Consider the following 14547-nt stretch of genomic DNA (forward strand, 5'->3'; position numbering starts at 1 on the left):
ATGGGGTCCTCACCAAGCAGTGTCCGGGCCGGTACCCGAAAGGGGCGGCCCCATCGGCGTGGGGTCGCCCCTCCCGGTCGTCCGGACCCGGTGCGGCGGTCCGGCGCTGCGGTGTGGCCGGTCCCGGTCGGGACGGCGGACCGGCCACACCGACGTCTACTTCTTGTCCAGCACGTCCTGCACCTTCGCGCGGACCTCGTCCGTGGCCAGGCCCCGGATGGTCAGCGTCGTCCGGCGGCGCAGCACGTCGTCCGGCGTCTCGGCCCACTCGTGGTCGCGGGCCCACACGACCTGCGCCCAGATCTCCGGGGCGTCGGGGTGGACGCGCTCGGCCAGCTCCGGGTTGTCGTTCGCCAGGCGGGCGATGTCGAAGGCCAGGGAGCCGTAGTGGGTGGCCAGGTGCTTGGCGGTGTCGGCGGCCATGCGCGGGCCGGGGGCCGGGCCGTCCACCAGCAGGCGGTGCGCGACCGCGCGCGGGTTGGCGACGCCGGGCAGCGGCAGCTTCTTCGGCAGCGAGGAGATCGGCTCGAAGTCGTCGCCGAGCGGGTGGCCCGGCAGCGCCTCCAGCTTCTTCATGATCGTACGGCCGATGTGCCGGAAGGTCGTCCACTTGCCGCCCGCGACGGACAGCATGCCGCCCTTGCCCTCGGTCACCACGGTCTCGCGCTTGGCCTTGGCGGTGTCGCCGGGGCCGCCCGGCAGGACGCGCAGGCCGGCGAAGGCGTAGGTGATCAGGTCGCGCTTGAGCTGCTGGTCCCGGACGGAGAACGCGGCCTCGTCCAGTATCTGGGCCATGTCCTTCTCGGTGACGGACACGTCCGCCGGGTCGCCCTCGAACTCCTCGTCCGTGGTGCCGAGCAGCAGCATGTCCTCCCAGGGGAGGGCGAAGGTGATGCGGTACTTGTCGATGGGGGTCGCGAGCGCCGCCTTCCAGGGGGAGGTGCGCTTGAGGACCAGGTGCGCGCCCTTGGACAGGCGGATGGACGGCGCCGCGTTCGGGTCCTCCATCCTGCGCAGGTGGTCCACCCACGGGCCGGTGGCGTTCAGTACCAGACGGGCGTTGACGCCGAACTCGTCACCGGAGGTCCGGTCCTTGAGGTCGGCGCCGGTGACCCGGCCGTTGGTGAAGCGCAGGCCGGTGACCTCGGCGTGGTTGAGGACGACCGCGCCCGCCTCGACGGCCGCGCGGACCGTCATCAGCGCCATGCGCGCGTCGTTCATCTGGTCGTCGCCGTACACGGCCACGGCCTTGAGGTTCTCGGTGCGCAGCTCGGGCACGTCCTGCGCCGCCTTGGCGGGCGAGAGCAGGTGGCCGACGCCGTCGCCGAACGCGGAGAGCGCGGAGTAGGCGAACACGCCCGCGCCGAGCTTCGCCGCGCCGTGCGGGCCCCCCTTGTACACGGGGAGGTAGAAGGTGAGCGGGTTCGCCAGGTGGGGGGCCACCTGGCGGGAGACCGCACGGCGCTCGAAGTGGTTCTCCGCCACCAGCTTCACCGCGCCGGTCTGCAGGTACCGCAGACCGCCGTGGAGCAGCTTGGAGGAGGCGGAGGAGGTGGCGCCGGCGAAGTCGCCGGCGTCGACCAGCGCCACCCTGAGCCCGGACTGCGCGGCGTGCCAGGCGGTGGAGATGCCCAGGATGCCGCCGCCGATCACCAGAAGGTCGTACGACGCCTTGGAGAGCTGCTCCCTGGTCTCGGCCCGGCTCGGGTTGGAGCCGGAGGCCGGGTGCTTCCCCAGGGCAGGCGCGGTCTGCAGGGTGGACTGACTGGTCATGTCGGGTACTTACTCCTCGTCAGAGCTGTCTGAGCTGTCTTGAGCCGCTCAGCTCTCGTCCTCGATCCAGCCCATGGTCCGCTCGACGGCCTTGAGCCAGTTCTTGTACTCACGGTCGCGGATGTCCGCGTCCATCTGGGGGGTCCATTCGGCGGCCCGGCGCCAGTTGGCGCGCAGTTCGTCGGTGCTGGACCAGAAGCCGACGGCCAGGCCGGCGGCGTAGGCGGCGCCGAGGCAGGTGGTCTCGGCGACCATCGGGCGCACCACCGGTGCGTCCAGAACGTCGGCGAGGGTCTGCATCAGCAGGTTGTTGGAGGTCATGCCGCCGTCGACCTTCAGGGCCACCAGCTCGTCGCCGGAGTCCTTGACCATGGCGTCGGCGATCTCCCGCGTCTGCCAGGCGGTGGCCTCAAGGACGGCGCGCGCGAGGTGCGCCTTGGTGACGTACCGGGTCAGACCGGCGATCACACCGCGGGCGTCGGAACGCCAGTGCGGGGCGAACAGACCGGAGAAGGCCGGCACGAAGTAGGCGCCGCCGTTGTCCTCGACCGAGAGCGCGAGCGTCTCGATCTCGGCGGCGGTGGAGATCAGGCCCATCTGGTCGCGCATCCACTGCACCAGGGAGCCGGTGACGGCGATCGAGCCCTCCAGGGCGTAGACCGTCGGCTGTTCACCGATCTTGTAGCCGACCGTGGTCAGCAGACCGGCGTAGGAGTTGATGATCTTGTCACCGGTGTTCATCACCATGAAGGTGCCGGTGCCGTAGGTGGACTTGGTCTCGCCCTCGGAGAAACAGCACTGGCCGAACAGGGCCGCCTGCTGGTCACCGAGCGCGGAGGCGACCGGGATGCCGCCGAGCAGGTCGCCCAGCTTGCCGCCGGTGACCTCGCCGTAGATCTCGGCCGAGGAACGGATCTCCGGCAGGATCTGCAGCGGCACGCCGATCGACTCGGCGATCTTCTCGTCCCACTGCATGGTGTGCAGGTTCATGAGAAGGGTGCGGGAGGCGTTGGTGACGTCGGTGACGTGCCTGCCGCCGTTGACACCGCCGGTCAGGTTCCAGATGACCCAGGTGTCCATGGTGCCGAAGAGGATGTCGCCCGCCTCGGCGCGCTCCTTCAGGCCGTCGACGTTGTCGAGCAGCCAGCGGGCCTTGGGGCCGGAGAAGTACGAGGCCAGCGGCAGGCCGGTCTCGCGGCGGAAGCGGTCCTGGCCGACGTTGCGGCCCAGCTCCCGGCACAGGGAGTCGGTGCGGGTGTCCTGCCAGACGAGGGCGTTGTAGACGGGCTCACCGGTGTTCTTGTCCCACAGCACGGTGGTCTCGCGCTGGTTGGTGATGCCGATGGCCTTGATGTCGTCACGGGTGATGCCGGCCTTCTGGATGGCTCCGGCGACGACTTCCTGGACGTTGGTCCAGATCTCATTGGCGTTGTGCTCGACCCAGCCCGGCTTCGGGAAGATCTGCTCGTGCTCCTTCTGGTCGACGGAGACGATCCGGCCGTCCTTGTCGAAGACGATGCAGCGCGAGGAAGTCGTGCCCTGGTCGATGGCCGCGATGAACGGGCCTGCGGTGTGGGCGTCGGTCACTGTGTGCTCCTGAAAGATCCGTGGTGAGGGGGCTGTACGTACGGCGCGTGCTTCGAGTGCGTTCTAAGCGAAGGCGACGTTGTATATGCCTGCAGCGATCGCGCCGCCGATCAGCGGACCGACCACCGGGATCCAGGCGTAAGCCCAGTCGGAACCGCCCTTGTTGGGCAGCGGCAGCAGGGCGTGCACGATGCGCGGACCCAGGTCACGGGCCGGGTTGATCGCGTAGCCCGTCGGGCCGCCGAGCGACAGACCGATCGACACCACCACGAACGCGGTGATCAGACCGCCGAGGAGACCGAGGCCGTTGCCCTTGTCGTTCAGGCCCTGCGTGAGGACCGCCAGGATCAGCACGACGGTGCCGATGATCTCGGTGGCGAGGTTCTGCGCCACGTTGCGGATCTCCGGACCGGTGGAGAAGACGCCGAGGACCGGGCCGGCGCCCTTCTCCTGCGCCTCGACCGCCTTGGCCGTGGTGGCCTGCGCGCCCGGACCGCCGACGATCTCCTTGTCGGTCAGATGGGCGTGGAACTGTCCGTAGTAGGCGACCCACACCAGGGTCGCGCCGATCATCGCGCCGAGCAGCTGGCCGGCGAAGTAGACCGGAACGTTGCTCCACTCGCCGTCCTTGATGGCCAGGGCGACGGTGACGGCCGGGTTGAGGTGCGCACCGGAGAGCGGTCCGGAGATGTAGACGGCCGTCATGACGGCGAAGCCCCACCCGAAGGCGATGGCGAGCCAACCGGCGTTACGGGCCTTGGAGGCCTTCAGCGTGACGGCCGCGCAGACGCCGCCGCCGAGCAGGATGAGTATGGCGGTACCGATGGTCTCGCCGATGAAGATGTCGGAGCTGGACACCCGCGACTCCTTTGTCCTTCGTCCAGGGTTCGCCGAACCCCGGGTCCCACCGGGGGTTCTGGCGCCCTCGGGGGTGAGAGCGATGCCGGCCCTTGGCGTTGTCACACTCTAGCGCGTATTGCCGGTAGGTGTTCGACAATGCCGACCGATGGACGGGAGTCTTGCTTCGGCGTTACGCATGCGTCAAGGGTTCTGTTATCGAAAACAGGATCGTTATTGATCGTTGCCGGTTATCACTCTTCGCGCACTGACGTATGGGTTAGCCCTATATGTCCATTTCAGGGTATGGCGACAACCGGAACGCCGCCCGGCGTCCCGGTTCCCTCCCGGGGGAGCGCTCAGCCCCTCAGAACCGTCCCGCGCCCAGATCCCTGGACACCGCGCGGGCACAGTCGCGCACCGCGGCGATCAGCTCGGAACGCAGCTCGCCGTCCCGGCACAGCCGTTCCACGGCACCGGTGATACCGACCGCGCCCACGGGCATGCGGCGCCGGTCGTGGACGGGCGCGGCGACCGACGCCACACCCTCCCAGGTCTCCTCCACGTCCGCCGCGTAGCCGCGCGCGCGGGTGAGATCGAGAAGGTGCTCGAAGTCGTCCATGTCGCACACCGTGCGGTCGGTGAAGGGCTTGCGGTCGGCCTCCAGCGCCTCGCTGTGCGCGACCGGGTCATAGGCCGAGAGCACCTTGCCCAGCGCGGTGGAGTGCAGCGGCTGCATCGCGCCGATCTCCAGCACCTGCCGGCTGTCGTCCGGCCGGAAGACGTGGTGCACGATCAGTACGCCCTGCTGGTGCAGCACCCCGAGGTACACGCTCTCGCCGCTGGACCGGGCCAGGTCGTCCGTCCACACCAGGGCCCGCGCCCGCAGCTCGTGCACATCCAGATAGGTGGTGCCCAGGCGCAGCAGCTCCGCGCCCAGCTGGTAACGCCCGGAGTTGTCGTCCTGCTCCACGAACCCCTCCTGCTGGAGGGTGCGCAGAATGCCGTGAGCGGTGCCCTTGGCGAGACCCAGTGACGAGGCGATGTCCGACAGGCCGAGCCGTCGCTCGCCGCCCGCGAGCAGCCGCAGCATCGCGGCCGCCCGTTCGAGCGACTGGATGTTCCGTGCCATCGCCGTCCTGCCTCCGTCTCCTTCGACTGCCGCCGAACGCCGCCGTACCGTCCGCCGGTGACGACACCTGTCGCGCACCGTCATCCGTACCGTTACCCGCCGTTCGGCAATGTCGAACACTACCGGTCCATGCCGACCTCCCGCTAATGGTCGGACGGCACCTGTTACATCACACGTGACCTGGCCGTGGCACACGGGCCACCCGCGTCCGGCCTGTGGACGCCGCTGCCCATCCAAGCCGACTCCCGGTTACTCTGACGCCGTGCGGCATCCCCGCCTGCCGGGGAAGCCGCATAGCCGACAGCCGTCGCATCTAGGGAGCCCCTTCATGGCCTCGTTGCCACCGTCCCCTTCCGCCGACAGCCGGACCCGTGCGTCCGCGCTCCGCCAGGCGCTCGCCACCCGTGTGGTGGTCGCCGACGGAGCCATGGGCACCATGCTCCAGGCCCAGGAACCCACGCTGGAGGACTTCCAGCAGCTCGAGGGCTGCAACGAGATCCTCAACCTCACCCGCCCCGACATCGTCCGCTCCGTCCACGAGGCGTACTTCGCCGTGGGCGTCGACTGCGTCGAGACCAACACCTTCGGGGCCAACCACTCCGCCCTCGGCGAGTACGACATCTCCGACCGCGTCCACGAGCTGTCCGAGGCGGGCGCCCGGGTCGCCCGCGAGGTCGCCGACGAGTTCACCGCCGAGGACGGCCGCCCCCGCTGGGTCCTCGGCTCGATCGGCCCCGGCACCAAGCTGCCGACCCTCGGTCACGCCCCGTACACCACCCTGCGCGACGCCTACCAGCGCAACGCCGAGGGCCTGGTCACCGGCGGCGCCGACGCGCTGCTCGTGGAGACCACCCAGGACCTGCTGCAGACCAAGGCCGCCGTCCTCGGCGCCCGCCGCGGCCTCGACGCCCTCGGCCTGGACCTGCCGGTCATCGTGTCGGTCACCGTCGAGACCACCGGCACCATGCTGCTCGGCTCCGAGATCGGCGCGGCCCTCACCGCGCTGGAGCCGCTCGGCATCGACATGATCGGCCTGAACTGCGCCACCGGCCCGGCCGAGATGAGCGAGCACCTGCGCTACCTCGCCCGCAACGCCCGCATCCCGCTGTCGTGCATGCCCAACGCGGGTCTGCCCGTCCTCGGCAAGGACGGCGCCCACTACCCGCTGACCGCGCCCGAGCTGGCCGACGCCCAGGAGACCTTCGTCCGCGAGTACGGCCTCTCGCTCGTCGGCGGCTGCTGCGGCACCACCCCCGAGCACCTGCGCCAGGTCGTCGAGCGCGTGAAGGATCTCACCCCGCCCGCCCGTGACCCGCGCCCCGAGCCGGGGGCGGCGTCGCTGTACCAGTCGGTGCCGTTCCGCCAGGACACCTCCTACCTGGCGATCGGCGAGCGCACCAACGCCAACGGCTCCAAGAAGTTCCGCGAGGCCATGCTGCAGGGCCGCTGGGACGACTGTGTGGAGATGGCGCGGGAGCAGATCCGCGAGGGCGCGCACCTGCTCGACCTGTGCGTCGACTACGTCGGCCGCGACGGCGTCGCCGACATGGAGGAACTCGCCGGCCGCTTCGCCACCGCCTCCACCCTGCCGCTCGTGCTGGACTCCACCGAGGTCGACGTCATCCGGGCCGGCCTGGAGAAGCTCGGCGGCCGCGCGGTCATCAACTCCGTGAACTACGAGGACGGCGCCGGCCCCGACTCCCGCTTCGCCAAGGTCACCCAGCTGGCCCGGGAGCACGGCGCCGCCCTGATCGCGCTGACCATCGACGAGGAGGGCCAGGCCCGCACCCCCGAGAAGAAGGTCGAGATCGCCGAACGGCTGATCGCCGACCTGACCGGGAACTGGGGCATCCGTGAGGAGGACATCCTCATCGACACCCTGACCTTCACCATCTGCACCGGTCAGGAGGAGTCCCGCAAGGACGGCCTCGCCACCATCGAGGCCATCCGGGAGCTGAAGCGTCGCCACCCGGCCGTGCAGACCACCCTGGGCCTGTCCAACATCTCCTTCGGTCTGAACCCGGCCGCCCGCATCCTGCTCAACTCCGTCTTCCTCGACGAGTGCGTCAAGGCGGGCCTGGACTCGGCGATCGTCCACGCCTCCAAGATCCTGCCGATCGCCCGGTTCGACGAGGAGCAGGTCACCACGGCTCTCGACCTGATCTACGACCGCAGGTCCGAGGGCTACGACCCCCTGCAGAAGCTCATGCAGCTCTTCGAGGGCGCCACCGCGAAGTCCCTGAAGGCCGGCAAGGCCGAGGAGCTGGCCGCGCTGCCGCTGGAGGAGCGCCTCAAGCGCCGCATCATCGACGGCGAGCGCAACGGCCTGGAGGCCGACCTGGACGAGGCCCTGCAGGACCGGCCCGCCCTGGACATCGTCAACGACACCCTCCTGGACGGGATGAAGGTCGTCGGCGAACTGTTCGGCTCCGGCCAGATGCAGCTGCCGTTCGTCCTGCAGTCCGCCGAGGTCATGAAGACGGCCGTCGCCCACCTCGAACCGCACATGGAGAAGTCGGACGCCGAGGGCAAGGGCACCATCGTCCTCGCGACCGTGCGCGGCGACGTGCACGACATCGGCAAGAACCTCGTCGACATCATCCTGTCCAACAACGGCTACAACGTCGTCAACCTGGGCATCAAGCAGCCCGTCTCCGCGATCCTGGAAGCCGCCGAGGAGCACCGGGCCGACGTCATCGGCATGTCCGGGCTGCTGGTGAAGTCCACCGTGATCATGAAGGAGAACCTGGAGGAGCTGAACCAGCGCGGCCTGGGCGCCCGCTTCCCCGTCATCCTCGGCGGCGCCGCCCTGACCCGTGCCTACGTCGAACAGGACCTGCACGAGATCTACGAGGGCGAGGTCCGCTACGCCCGCGACGCCTTCGAGGGCCTGCGCCTGATGGACGCCCTCATCGGCGTCAAGCGCGGCCTGCCCGGCGCCAAGCTGCCCGAACTCAGGCAGCGCCGGGTCCGTGCGACGGCCGCCGTGGTCGAGGAGCGCCCGGAGGAGGGGCACGTCCGCTCCGACGTGGCCACCGACAACCCGGTGCCCACCCCGCCGTTCTGGGACACCCGGATCGTCAAGGGCATCCAGCTCAAGGAGTACGCGAGCTGGCTCGACGAGGGCGCGCTGTTCAAGGGCCAGTGGGGACTGAAGCAGGCCCGCACCGGCGAGGGACCGTCGTACGAGGAACTGGCGGAGACCGAGGGCCGGCCCCGGCTGCGCGGCCTCCTGGACCGGCTGCAGACGGAGAACCTGCTCGAAGCGGCCGTCGTCTACGGCTACTTCCCCTGCGTCTCCAAGGACGACGACCTGATCATCCTGGACGAGCACGGCAACGAACGCACCCGGTTCACCTTCCCGCGCCAGCGCCGCGGCCGCCGGTTGTGCCTGGCCGACTTCTTCCGGCCGCAGGAGTCGGGGGAGACCGACGTCGTCGGCCTCCAGGTCGTCACCGTCGGCTCGCGCATCGGCGAGGAGACCGCGAAGCTCTTCGAGGCCAACTCCTACCGCGACTACCTCGAACTGCACGGCCTGTCCGTCCAGTTGGCCGAGGCGCTCGCCGAGTACTGGCACGCCCGGGTCCGCTCCGAACTCGGCTTCGCCGGTGAGGACCCGGCCGACATCGAGGACATGTTCGCCCTGAAGTACCGCGGGGCCCGCTTCTCCCTGGGCTACGGCGCCTGCCCCGACCTGGAGGACCGCGCCAAGATCGCGGACCTGCTCCGGCCGGAGCGGATCGGCGTCCACCTGTCCGAGGAGTTCCAGCTGCACCCCGAGCAGTCCACGGACGCGATCGTGATCCATCATCCGGAGGCGAAGTACTTCAACGCCCGGTGAGCGCTCCGGGGTGTTCAAGGGATACCCCATGTCGTGAGTGATAAACGAGGCGTTTCCGGTGGCGGCGGCGTACACTTGTCGGCCCACTACAGGCCGGTTCCCTGTCCGGGAACCGGCCTGCTCGTCCCTCAAGGAGGTGCGCCCGGATGACCAGCACGGTCCCCGCGCTCGGAACCCGTACGGCGGAAGGCTCAGCCCTGCAGGCCGTACTCCTGGACATGGACGGCACCCTGGTGGACACCGAGGGCTTCTGGTGGGACGTCGAGGTCGAGATCTTCGCCGGCCTCGGCCACGCCCTGGACGACTCCTGGCGGCACGTCGTCGTCGGCGGACCCATGACCCGCAGCGCCGGCTTCCTCATCGAGGCCACCGGCGCCGACATCACCCTCGCCGAACTCACCGAGCTGCTCAACGAGGGCTTCGAGGACCGCATCGACCATGCCCTGCCGCTGATGCCGGGCGCCGCCCGCCTGCTGGCCGAACTCCACGAGCACGCCATCCCCACGGCCCTGGTCTCGGCCTCCCACCGGCGCATCATCGACCGCGTGCTGAGCACGCTCGGCCCGCACCACTTCGCCCTGTCCATCGCCGGCGACGAGGTCACGCGCACCAAGCCCTTCCCCGACCCCTACCTGCTCGCCGCCGCCGGGCTCGGTGCGGAGCCGGACAGATGCGCGGTGGTCGAGGACACCGCGACCGGTGTCGCCGCCGCCGAGGCCGCGGGCTGCCGCGTGGTCGCCGTACCCTCCATCGCCCCCATCACCCCGGCCGAGGGACGCACCGTCGTGACCTCTCTGGAAGAGGTCGACCTGGCATTTCTCCGCGGCCTGATGACGGAAATGCGCTAGCCGTTCACTGCGGGTACCCCCGGGCTCGAAGAGTTTGGGGGAGTGCCATGTCCATTGGCCGGGTTGGACAAATTTCCGGGGAAGTACACCCGAGTGGAATTCCGGTCAGGCCGCGCGACTGAATTTCTGCTGACTCGTCACACAGTTGGAGTGTGACGTTCCTCACCCTCAAGAGACTCGACAATCCGGCCAAAGTGTGCTGATCGCCCCTGTCCGGGCCTGACCGTCGGGTCTTTGTGTCCCGATTGGTGGGAAGCTGCACTAATCCTGCCGCTGTCGGGTTTTCGGTCTGTCCGCACCTGGTTCCACTGCGTGATGGCGGGTCAACTCGCGCGGCTGTGAACCCTCCTGCGGGCGCGGACTAATCTCATCGCGAGAACATCGCCGCAACCCCCCGTGATCCGCCGCACCACCCATGCATGGTGGATACACGGACTCGAACAGCTCTGGAGAAACTCCCCGATGAACCGCAAGACTTTGGTGCTGCCGGCGGTGGCCGGCCTGCTCACCCCGGTTCTCGCCGCGTGCGGTGGATCCGACAGCGGGAGCAAGAGCGGCGACGCCATCGTCGTCGGCACCACGGACCGGTTCACCGCCACCAGCGACGCCCCGGCACCCCTCGACCCCGCCTACGCCTACGACGTCGGCACCTGGAACATCCTGCGCCAGACCGTGCAGACGCTGATGGCGCAGCCCAAGGGCGAGGGCGACCCCATCCCGGACGCCGCCGAGAGCTGCTCCTTCACCGACAGCGGCAGCGAACGCTACGCCTGCAAGCTCCGCGACGGCCTGAAGTTCGCGAGCGGCGACCCGGTGACCGCCCAGGACGTCAAGTTCTCCATCGAGCGCGCCCTGCGCATCAAGGCCGACAGCGGTGTGTCCGCCCTGCTGAACACCATCGACACCATCGAGACCCAGGGCGACCGCGAGGTCATCTTCCACCTCAAGACGGCCGACGCCACGTTCCCGTACAAGCTGTCCACCCCGGTCGCGGGCATCATCAACCCGAAGGACTACCAGAAGGACAAGCTGCGCGACGGCTTCGAGGTCGACGGCTCGGGCCCCTACACCTTCCAGGCCGACGTCAGCGGCAACGCGATGACCAACGCCACCTTCACCAAGAACCCCTCCTACAAGGGTTCCGTGACGGTGAACAACGACAAGGTCGAACTGCGTTCCTTCAGCGATGCCGACGCCATGGGCGCCGCCATCGACAAGGGTGACATCGACGTCATGACCCGCACCATGTCGCCCGCCCAGATCCAGAAGCTGGACGCCGGCAGCGACGACAAGGCCGACCTGGTCGACATGCCGGGCCTGGAGATCCGCTACCTGGCCTTCAACACCAACGCGCCGACGGTGAAGTCCAAGGCCGTACGCCAGGCCATGGCCCAGCTCATCGACCGCGCGGCCCTCGTCTCCAAGGTCTACGGCACCCAGGCCGAGCCGCTGTACTCGCTCGTCCCCGCCACCGTCACCGGCCACTCCAACTCGTTCTTCAACAAGTACGGCAACCCCAGCGTCGCCAAGGCCAAGGACCTGCTGACCCAGGCCGGCATCACCACCCCGGTCAAGCTGACCCTGCACTACACCACCGACCACTACGGCTCCGCCACGAAGAAGGAGTTCGAGGTCCTGCAGCAGCAGCTCAACAACAGCGGCCTGTTCGACGTCTCCATCCAGGGCCACCCCTGGGAGACCTTCCGTCCGGCGGAGCGGAAGGGCCAGTACGACGTCTACGGCATGGGCTGGTTCCCCGACTTCCCCGACGCCGACAACTTCCTCGCGCCCTTCCTCGACAAGGACAACTTCCTCGGCTCGCCGTACTCCAACGGCACCATCCAGCACACCCTGATCCCTCAGTCCCGCCGCGAGGCCAACCGGCTCAACGCCGCCAAGAGCCTGACGCAGATCCAGGACACCGTCGCCGACGACGTCCCCGTTCTGCCACTGTGGCAGGGCAAGCAGTACGTCGCCGCGCGGGACGACATCACCGGTGTCGCCTACGCCCTCAACTCCTCCTCGACGCTTCAGCTGTGGGAGCTCAGCCGCGGTGTGAGCGGCTGACGGCTCTCTCATCCGGGGCCAGGGACCACTGCCCCCGGACAACCCGGGCCAGGACGGCGGCCCCGGGATGACGAACCGACGACAAGGCACATTTCAAGTGAACATGCGCAACCAGTGGCCAGTCCTGCCCATCGTGGCGGGGCTGGCCTCCGGCCTGTTGACCGGCTGCGGCTCGGAGACCGGTGGTTCCGGGGGTACCGGCTCCTCCGTGGTGATGGGGATGTCCGACGACGTCCTCGCCACGGACCCGGCATCCGGCTACGACCCCGGCTCCTGGCTGTTGTTCGACAACGTCTTCCAGTCGCTGCTCAGCTTCCCCAAGGGCGCCACCCAACCCCAGCCGGAACTGGCGAAGGCGTGCTCCTTCACCGACTCCCGCGCCACCGAGTACCGTTGCCAACTCAAGGACGGCCTGAAATTCAGCAACGGTGACGCCCTCACCTCGAAGGACGTGAAGTTCTCCTTCGACCGCATGCTGAAGATCAACGACCCCGCCGGGCCCGCGATCATGTTCCCGATGCTCGGCGGCATCGACACCCCCGACGCGAAGACGGTCGTCTTCCACCTGAAGACCTCCGACGCCACCTTCCCCAGCAAGATCGCCTCCGGTGCCGGCTCCATCGTCGACCACCGCCAGTACGACGCGGGCGGCCTGCGCACCGACCACCAGGCCGTCGGCTCCGGCCCCTACAAGCTGGACTCCTTCGACAAGGACAAGGCGGTCTTCTCCGTCAACGACAACTACAAGGGCACCGCCAAGGTCAAGAACTCCGGCGTCACCCTGAAGTTCTTCCACGGCGACCGCACCGCCCTGAAGAAGGCCCTGAACGACGGCGACATCGACCTCGCCTACCGAGGCCTGTCCGCCTCCGACGTCGCCGGCCTCGACCAGCAGGACGGCAGCAAGGGCATCGACGTCATCGAGGGAACCAGCGCCGAGGTCCAGCACCTGGTCTTCAACATGCAGGACCCGGTCGCCGGAAAGCTCGGCGTCCGCAAGGCCATGGCCTACCTCATCGACCGCGACGCCCTCATCAAGAACGTCTACCAGGGCACCGCCACCCCGCTGTACTCGATCATCCCGGCGGGCATCGTCGGCCACAACACCGCCTTCTTCGACACCTACGGCGCCCGCCCCTCCCGGGCCAAGGCCGCCGCCGCACTGCGCGCCGACGGCATGACCGGCAAGGTCAAGCTCACCCTGTGGTCCACACCGTCGCGTTACGGCCCCGCCACCGACGAGGAACTGAAGGCCATCGCCGGACAGCTGAACGCCAGCGGCCTGTTCGACGCCGAGGTCAAGTCCGTCGCCTTCGACCAGTACGAGAAGGACATCGCCGCCGGCAAGTACGGCGTCTACGTCAAGGGCTGGGTGCCCGACTACCCGGACCCCGACAACTTCACCGCGCCGTTCTTCGGCAAGGGCAACGTGCTGGACAACAACTACAGCAACCACACCATCTCCGGCACCCTGATCCCCGACACCGCCGCGCAGAGCGACCGGGCCGCCACCGACAAGGACTTCGGCCGGCTGCAGAACATCGTCGCCGCCGAACTGCCCGTCCTGCCCGTCTGGCAGGCCAAGCAGTACGCGGTCGTCCGCGACGGCGTCTACGGCCTGGAGTACTGCCTGGACGCCTCCACCGTGTTCCGGTTCTGGGAACTCAGCAAGAGCTGACACCTGCTGACACTGCCGGCACCTGCTGACGCCACAGGCGCCGCAGACGACGAAGGGCGCCCTTCTCCACGCGGGAGGGGCGCCCTTCGGCGTCGTCAGCGAACCGTCCGCCTACTGCGCGCCGGGACGCACCAGCCCGCTCTCGTACGCGTACACCGCCGCCTGCACCCGGTCCCTGAGACCCAGCTTGGTCAGCACATGCCCCACATGCGTCTTCACCGTCGTCTCACTGACGAACAGGTCGGCCGCGATCTCCGCGTTCGACAGGCCGCGCGCCACCAGCTTCAGCACCTCCACCTCACGGTCGGTGAGAGTGTTCAGCGTGTCCGGCACCGGCTCCTCACCGGAGGGCAGATGCGTGGCGTACTTGTCCAGCAGCCGACGCGTGATGCTCGGCGCCAGCATCGCCTCACCGGCCGCGACGACCCGGATCGCCTGCACCAGCTCGTCGGCCGGCGCGTCCTTCAGCATGAAGCCGCTGGCCCCGGCCCGCAGCGCCTCCACCACGTACTCGTCCAGATCGAACGTGGTCAGCACCAGCACCTTCGCCGGACCGTCCCGGCCGGGCCCGGTGATCTGACGGGTCGCCTCCACCCCGTCCATCCGCGGCATACGGATGTCCATCAGCACGACGTCCGGCTGCAGGGCCCGTACCTGATCGAGGGCCTGCAGGCCGTCACCGGCCTCGCCCACGACCGCGATGTCCTGCTCGGCCTCCAGGATCATCCGGAAACCCGTACGCAGCAGGGGCTGGTCGTCGACCAGTAGGACACGGATGGCCACG

9 protein-coding genes are annotated in these 14547 nt (G+C 68.9%); 4 read left to right on the forward strand and 5 right to left on the reverse strand.

The genetic code is table 11. The annotated features are described in order from the left end of the window. Positions 1-156: 156 nt before the first annotated feature. The 4 genes from ABZ624_RS22645 to ABZ624_RS22660 all read right to left on the reverse strand — a co-directional run bounded on the left by ABZ624_RS22645 (position 157) and on the right by ABZ624_RS22660 (position 5329). Entirely contained in the window at positions 157-1773 is a 1617-nt protein-coding gene (locus ABZ624_RS22645; protein WP_360091679.1) for a glycerol-3-phosphate dehydrogenase/oxidase, read from the reverse strand. Positions 1774-1821: 48 nt separating this feature from the next. Further along, positions 1822-3360 (reverse strand): glycerol kinase GlpK, encoded by a 1539-nt coding sequence (gene glpK / locus ABZ624_RS22650; RefSeq protein WP_360091682.1) that lies wholly within the window; start codon positions 3358-3360, stop codon positions 1822-1824. 63 nt (positions 3361-3423) lie between these two features. Continuing rightward, positions 3424-4218 carry an MIP/aquaporin family protein gene (locus tag ABZ624_RS22655; protein ID WP_360091685.1) on the reverse strand — a complete coding sequence of 265 codons (795 nt, stop codon included), beginning with the start codon at positions 4216-4218 and terminating at the stop codon, positions 3424-3426. 346 nt (positions 4219-4564) lie between these two features. Next, on the reverse strand, positions 4565-5329 hold the full coding sequence (locus ABZ624_RS22660) for an IclR family transcriptional regulator (RefSeq protein ID WP_360091688.1): 765 nt from the start codon (positions 5327-5329) through the stop codon (positions 4565-4567). A 328-nt stretch (positions 5330-5657) separates the two neighbouring features. Here ABZ624_RS22660 and metH point away from each other — a divergent pair, with 328 nt between their 5' ends. The 4 genes from metH (at position 5658) to ABZ624_RS22680 (ending at position 13763) form a co-directional block, all read left to right on the forward strand. Then, a complete protein-coding gene (gene metH / locus ABZ624_RS22665; RefSeq protein WP_360091691.1) occupies positions 5658-9170 on the forward strand; it encodes a methionine synthase in 3513 nt (1170 codons plus the stop codon). 146 nt (positions 9171-9316) lie between these two features. Next, positions 9317-10018, forward strand: a complete 702-nt coding sequence (locus ABZ624_RS22670) for an HAD family phosphatase (protein ID WP_360091694.1) — start codon at positions 9317-9319, stop codon at positions 10016-10018. 462 nt (positions 10019-10480) lie between these two features. Beyond that, a complete protein-coding gene (locus ABZ624_RS22675; protein ID WP_360091697.1) occupies positions 10481-12085 on the forward strand; it encodes an ABC transporter substrate-binding protein in 1605 nt (534 codons plus the stop codon). A gap of 97 nt (positions 12086-12182) precedes the next feature. Further along, on the forward strand, positions 12183-13763 hold the full coding sequence (locus ABZ624_RS22680; RefSeq protein ID WP_360091700.1) for an ABC transporter substrate-binding protein: 1581 nt from the start codon (positions 12183-12185) through the stop codon (positions 13761-13763). Between the two features lie 111 nt (positions 13764-13874). On the opposite strand, the gene ABZ624_RS22685 is transcribed toward ABZ624_RS22680, so the two are convergent. After that, positions 13875-14546 (reverse strand): response regulator transcription factor, encoded by a 672-nt coding sequence (locus ABZ624_RS22685; protein ID WP_360091703.1) that lies wholly within the window; start codon positions 14544-14546, stop codon positions 13875-13877. Position 14547 lies beyond the last annotated feature (1 nt).

The sequence above is a fragment of the Streptomyces sp. NPDC007205 genome (genome assembly GCF_040634095.1).
Lineage (GTDB): Bacteria > Actinomycetota > Actinomycetes > Streptomycetales > Streptomycetaceae > Streptomyces.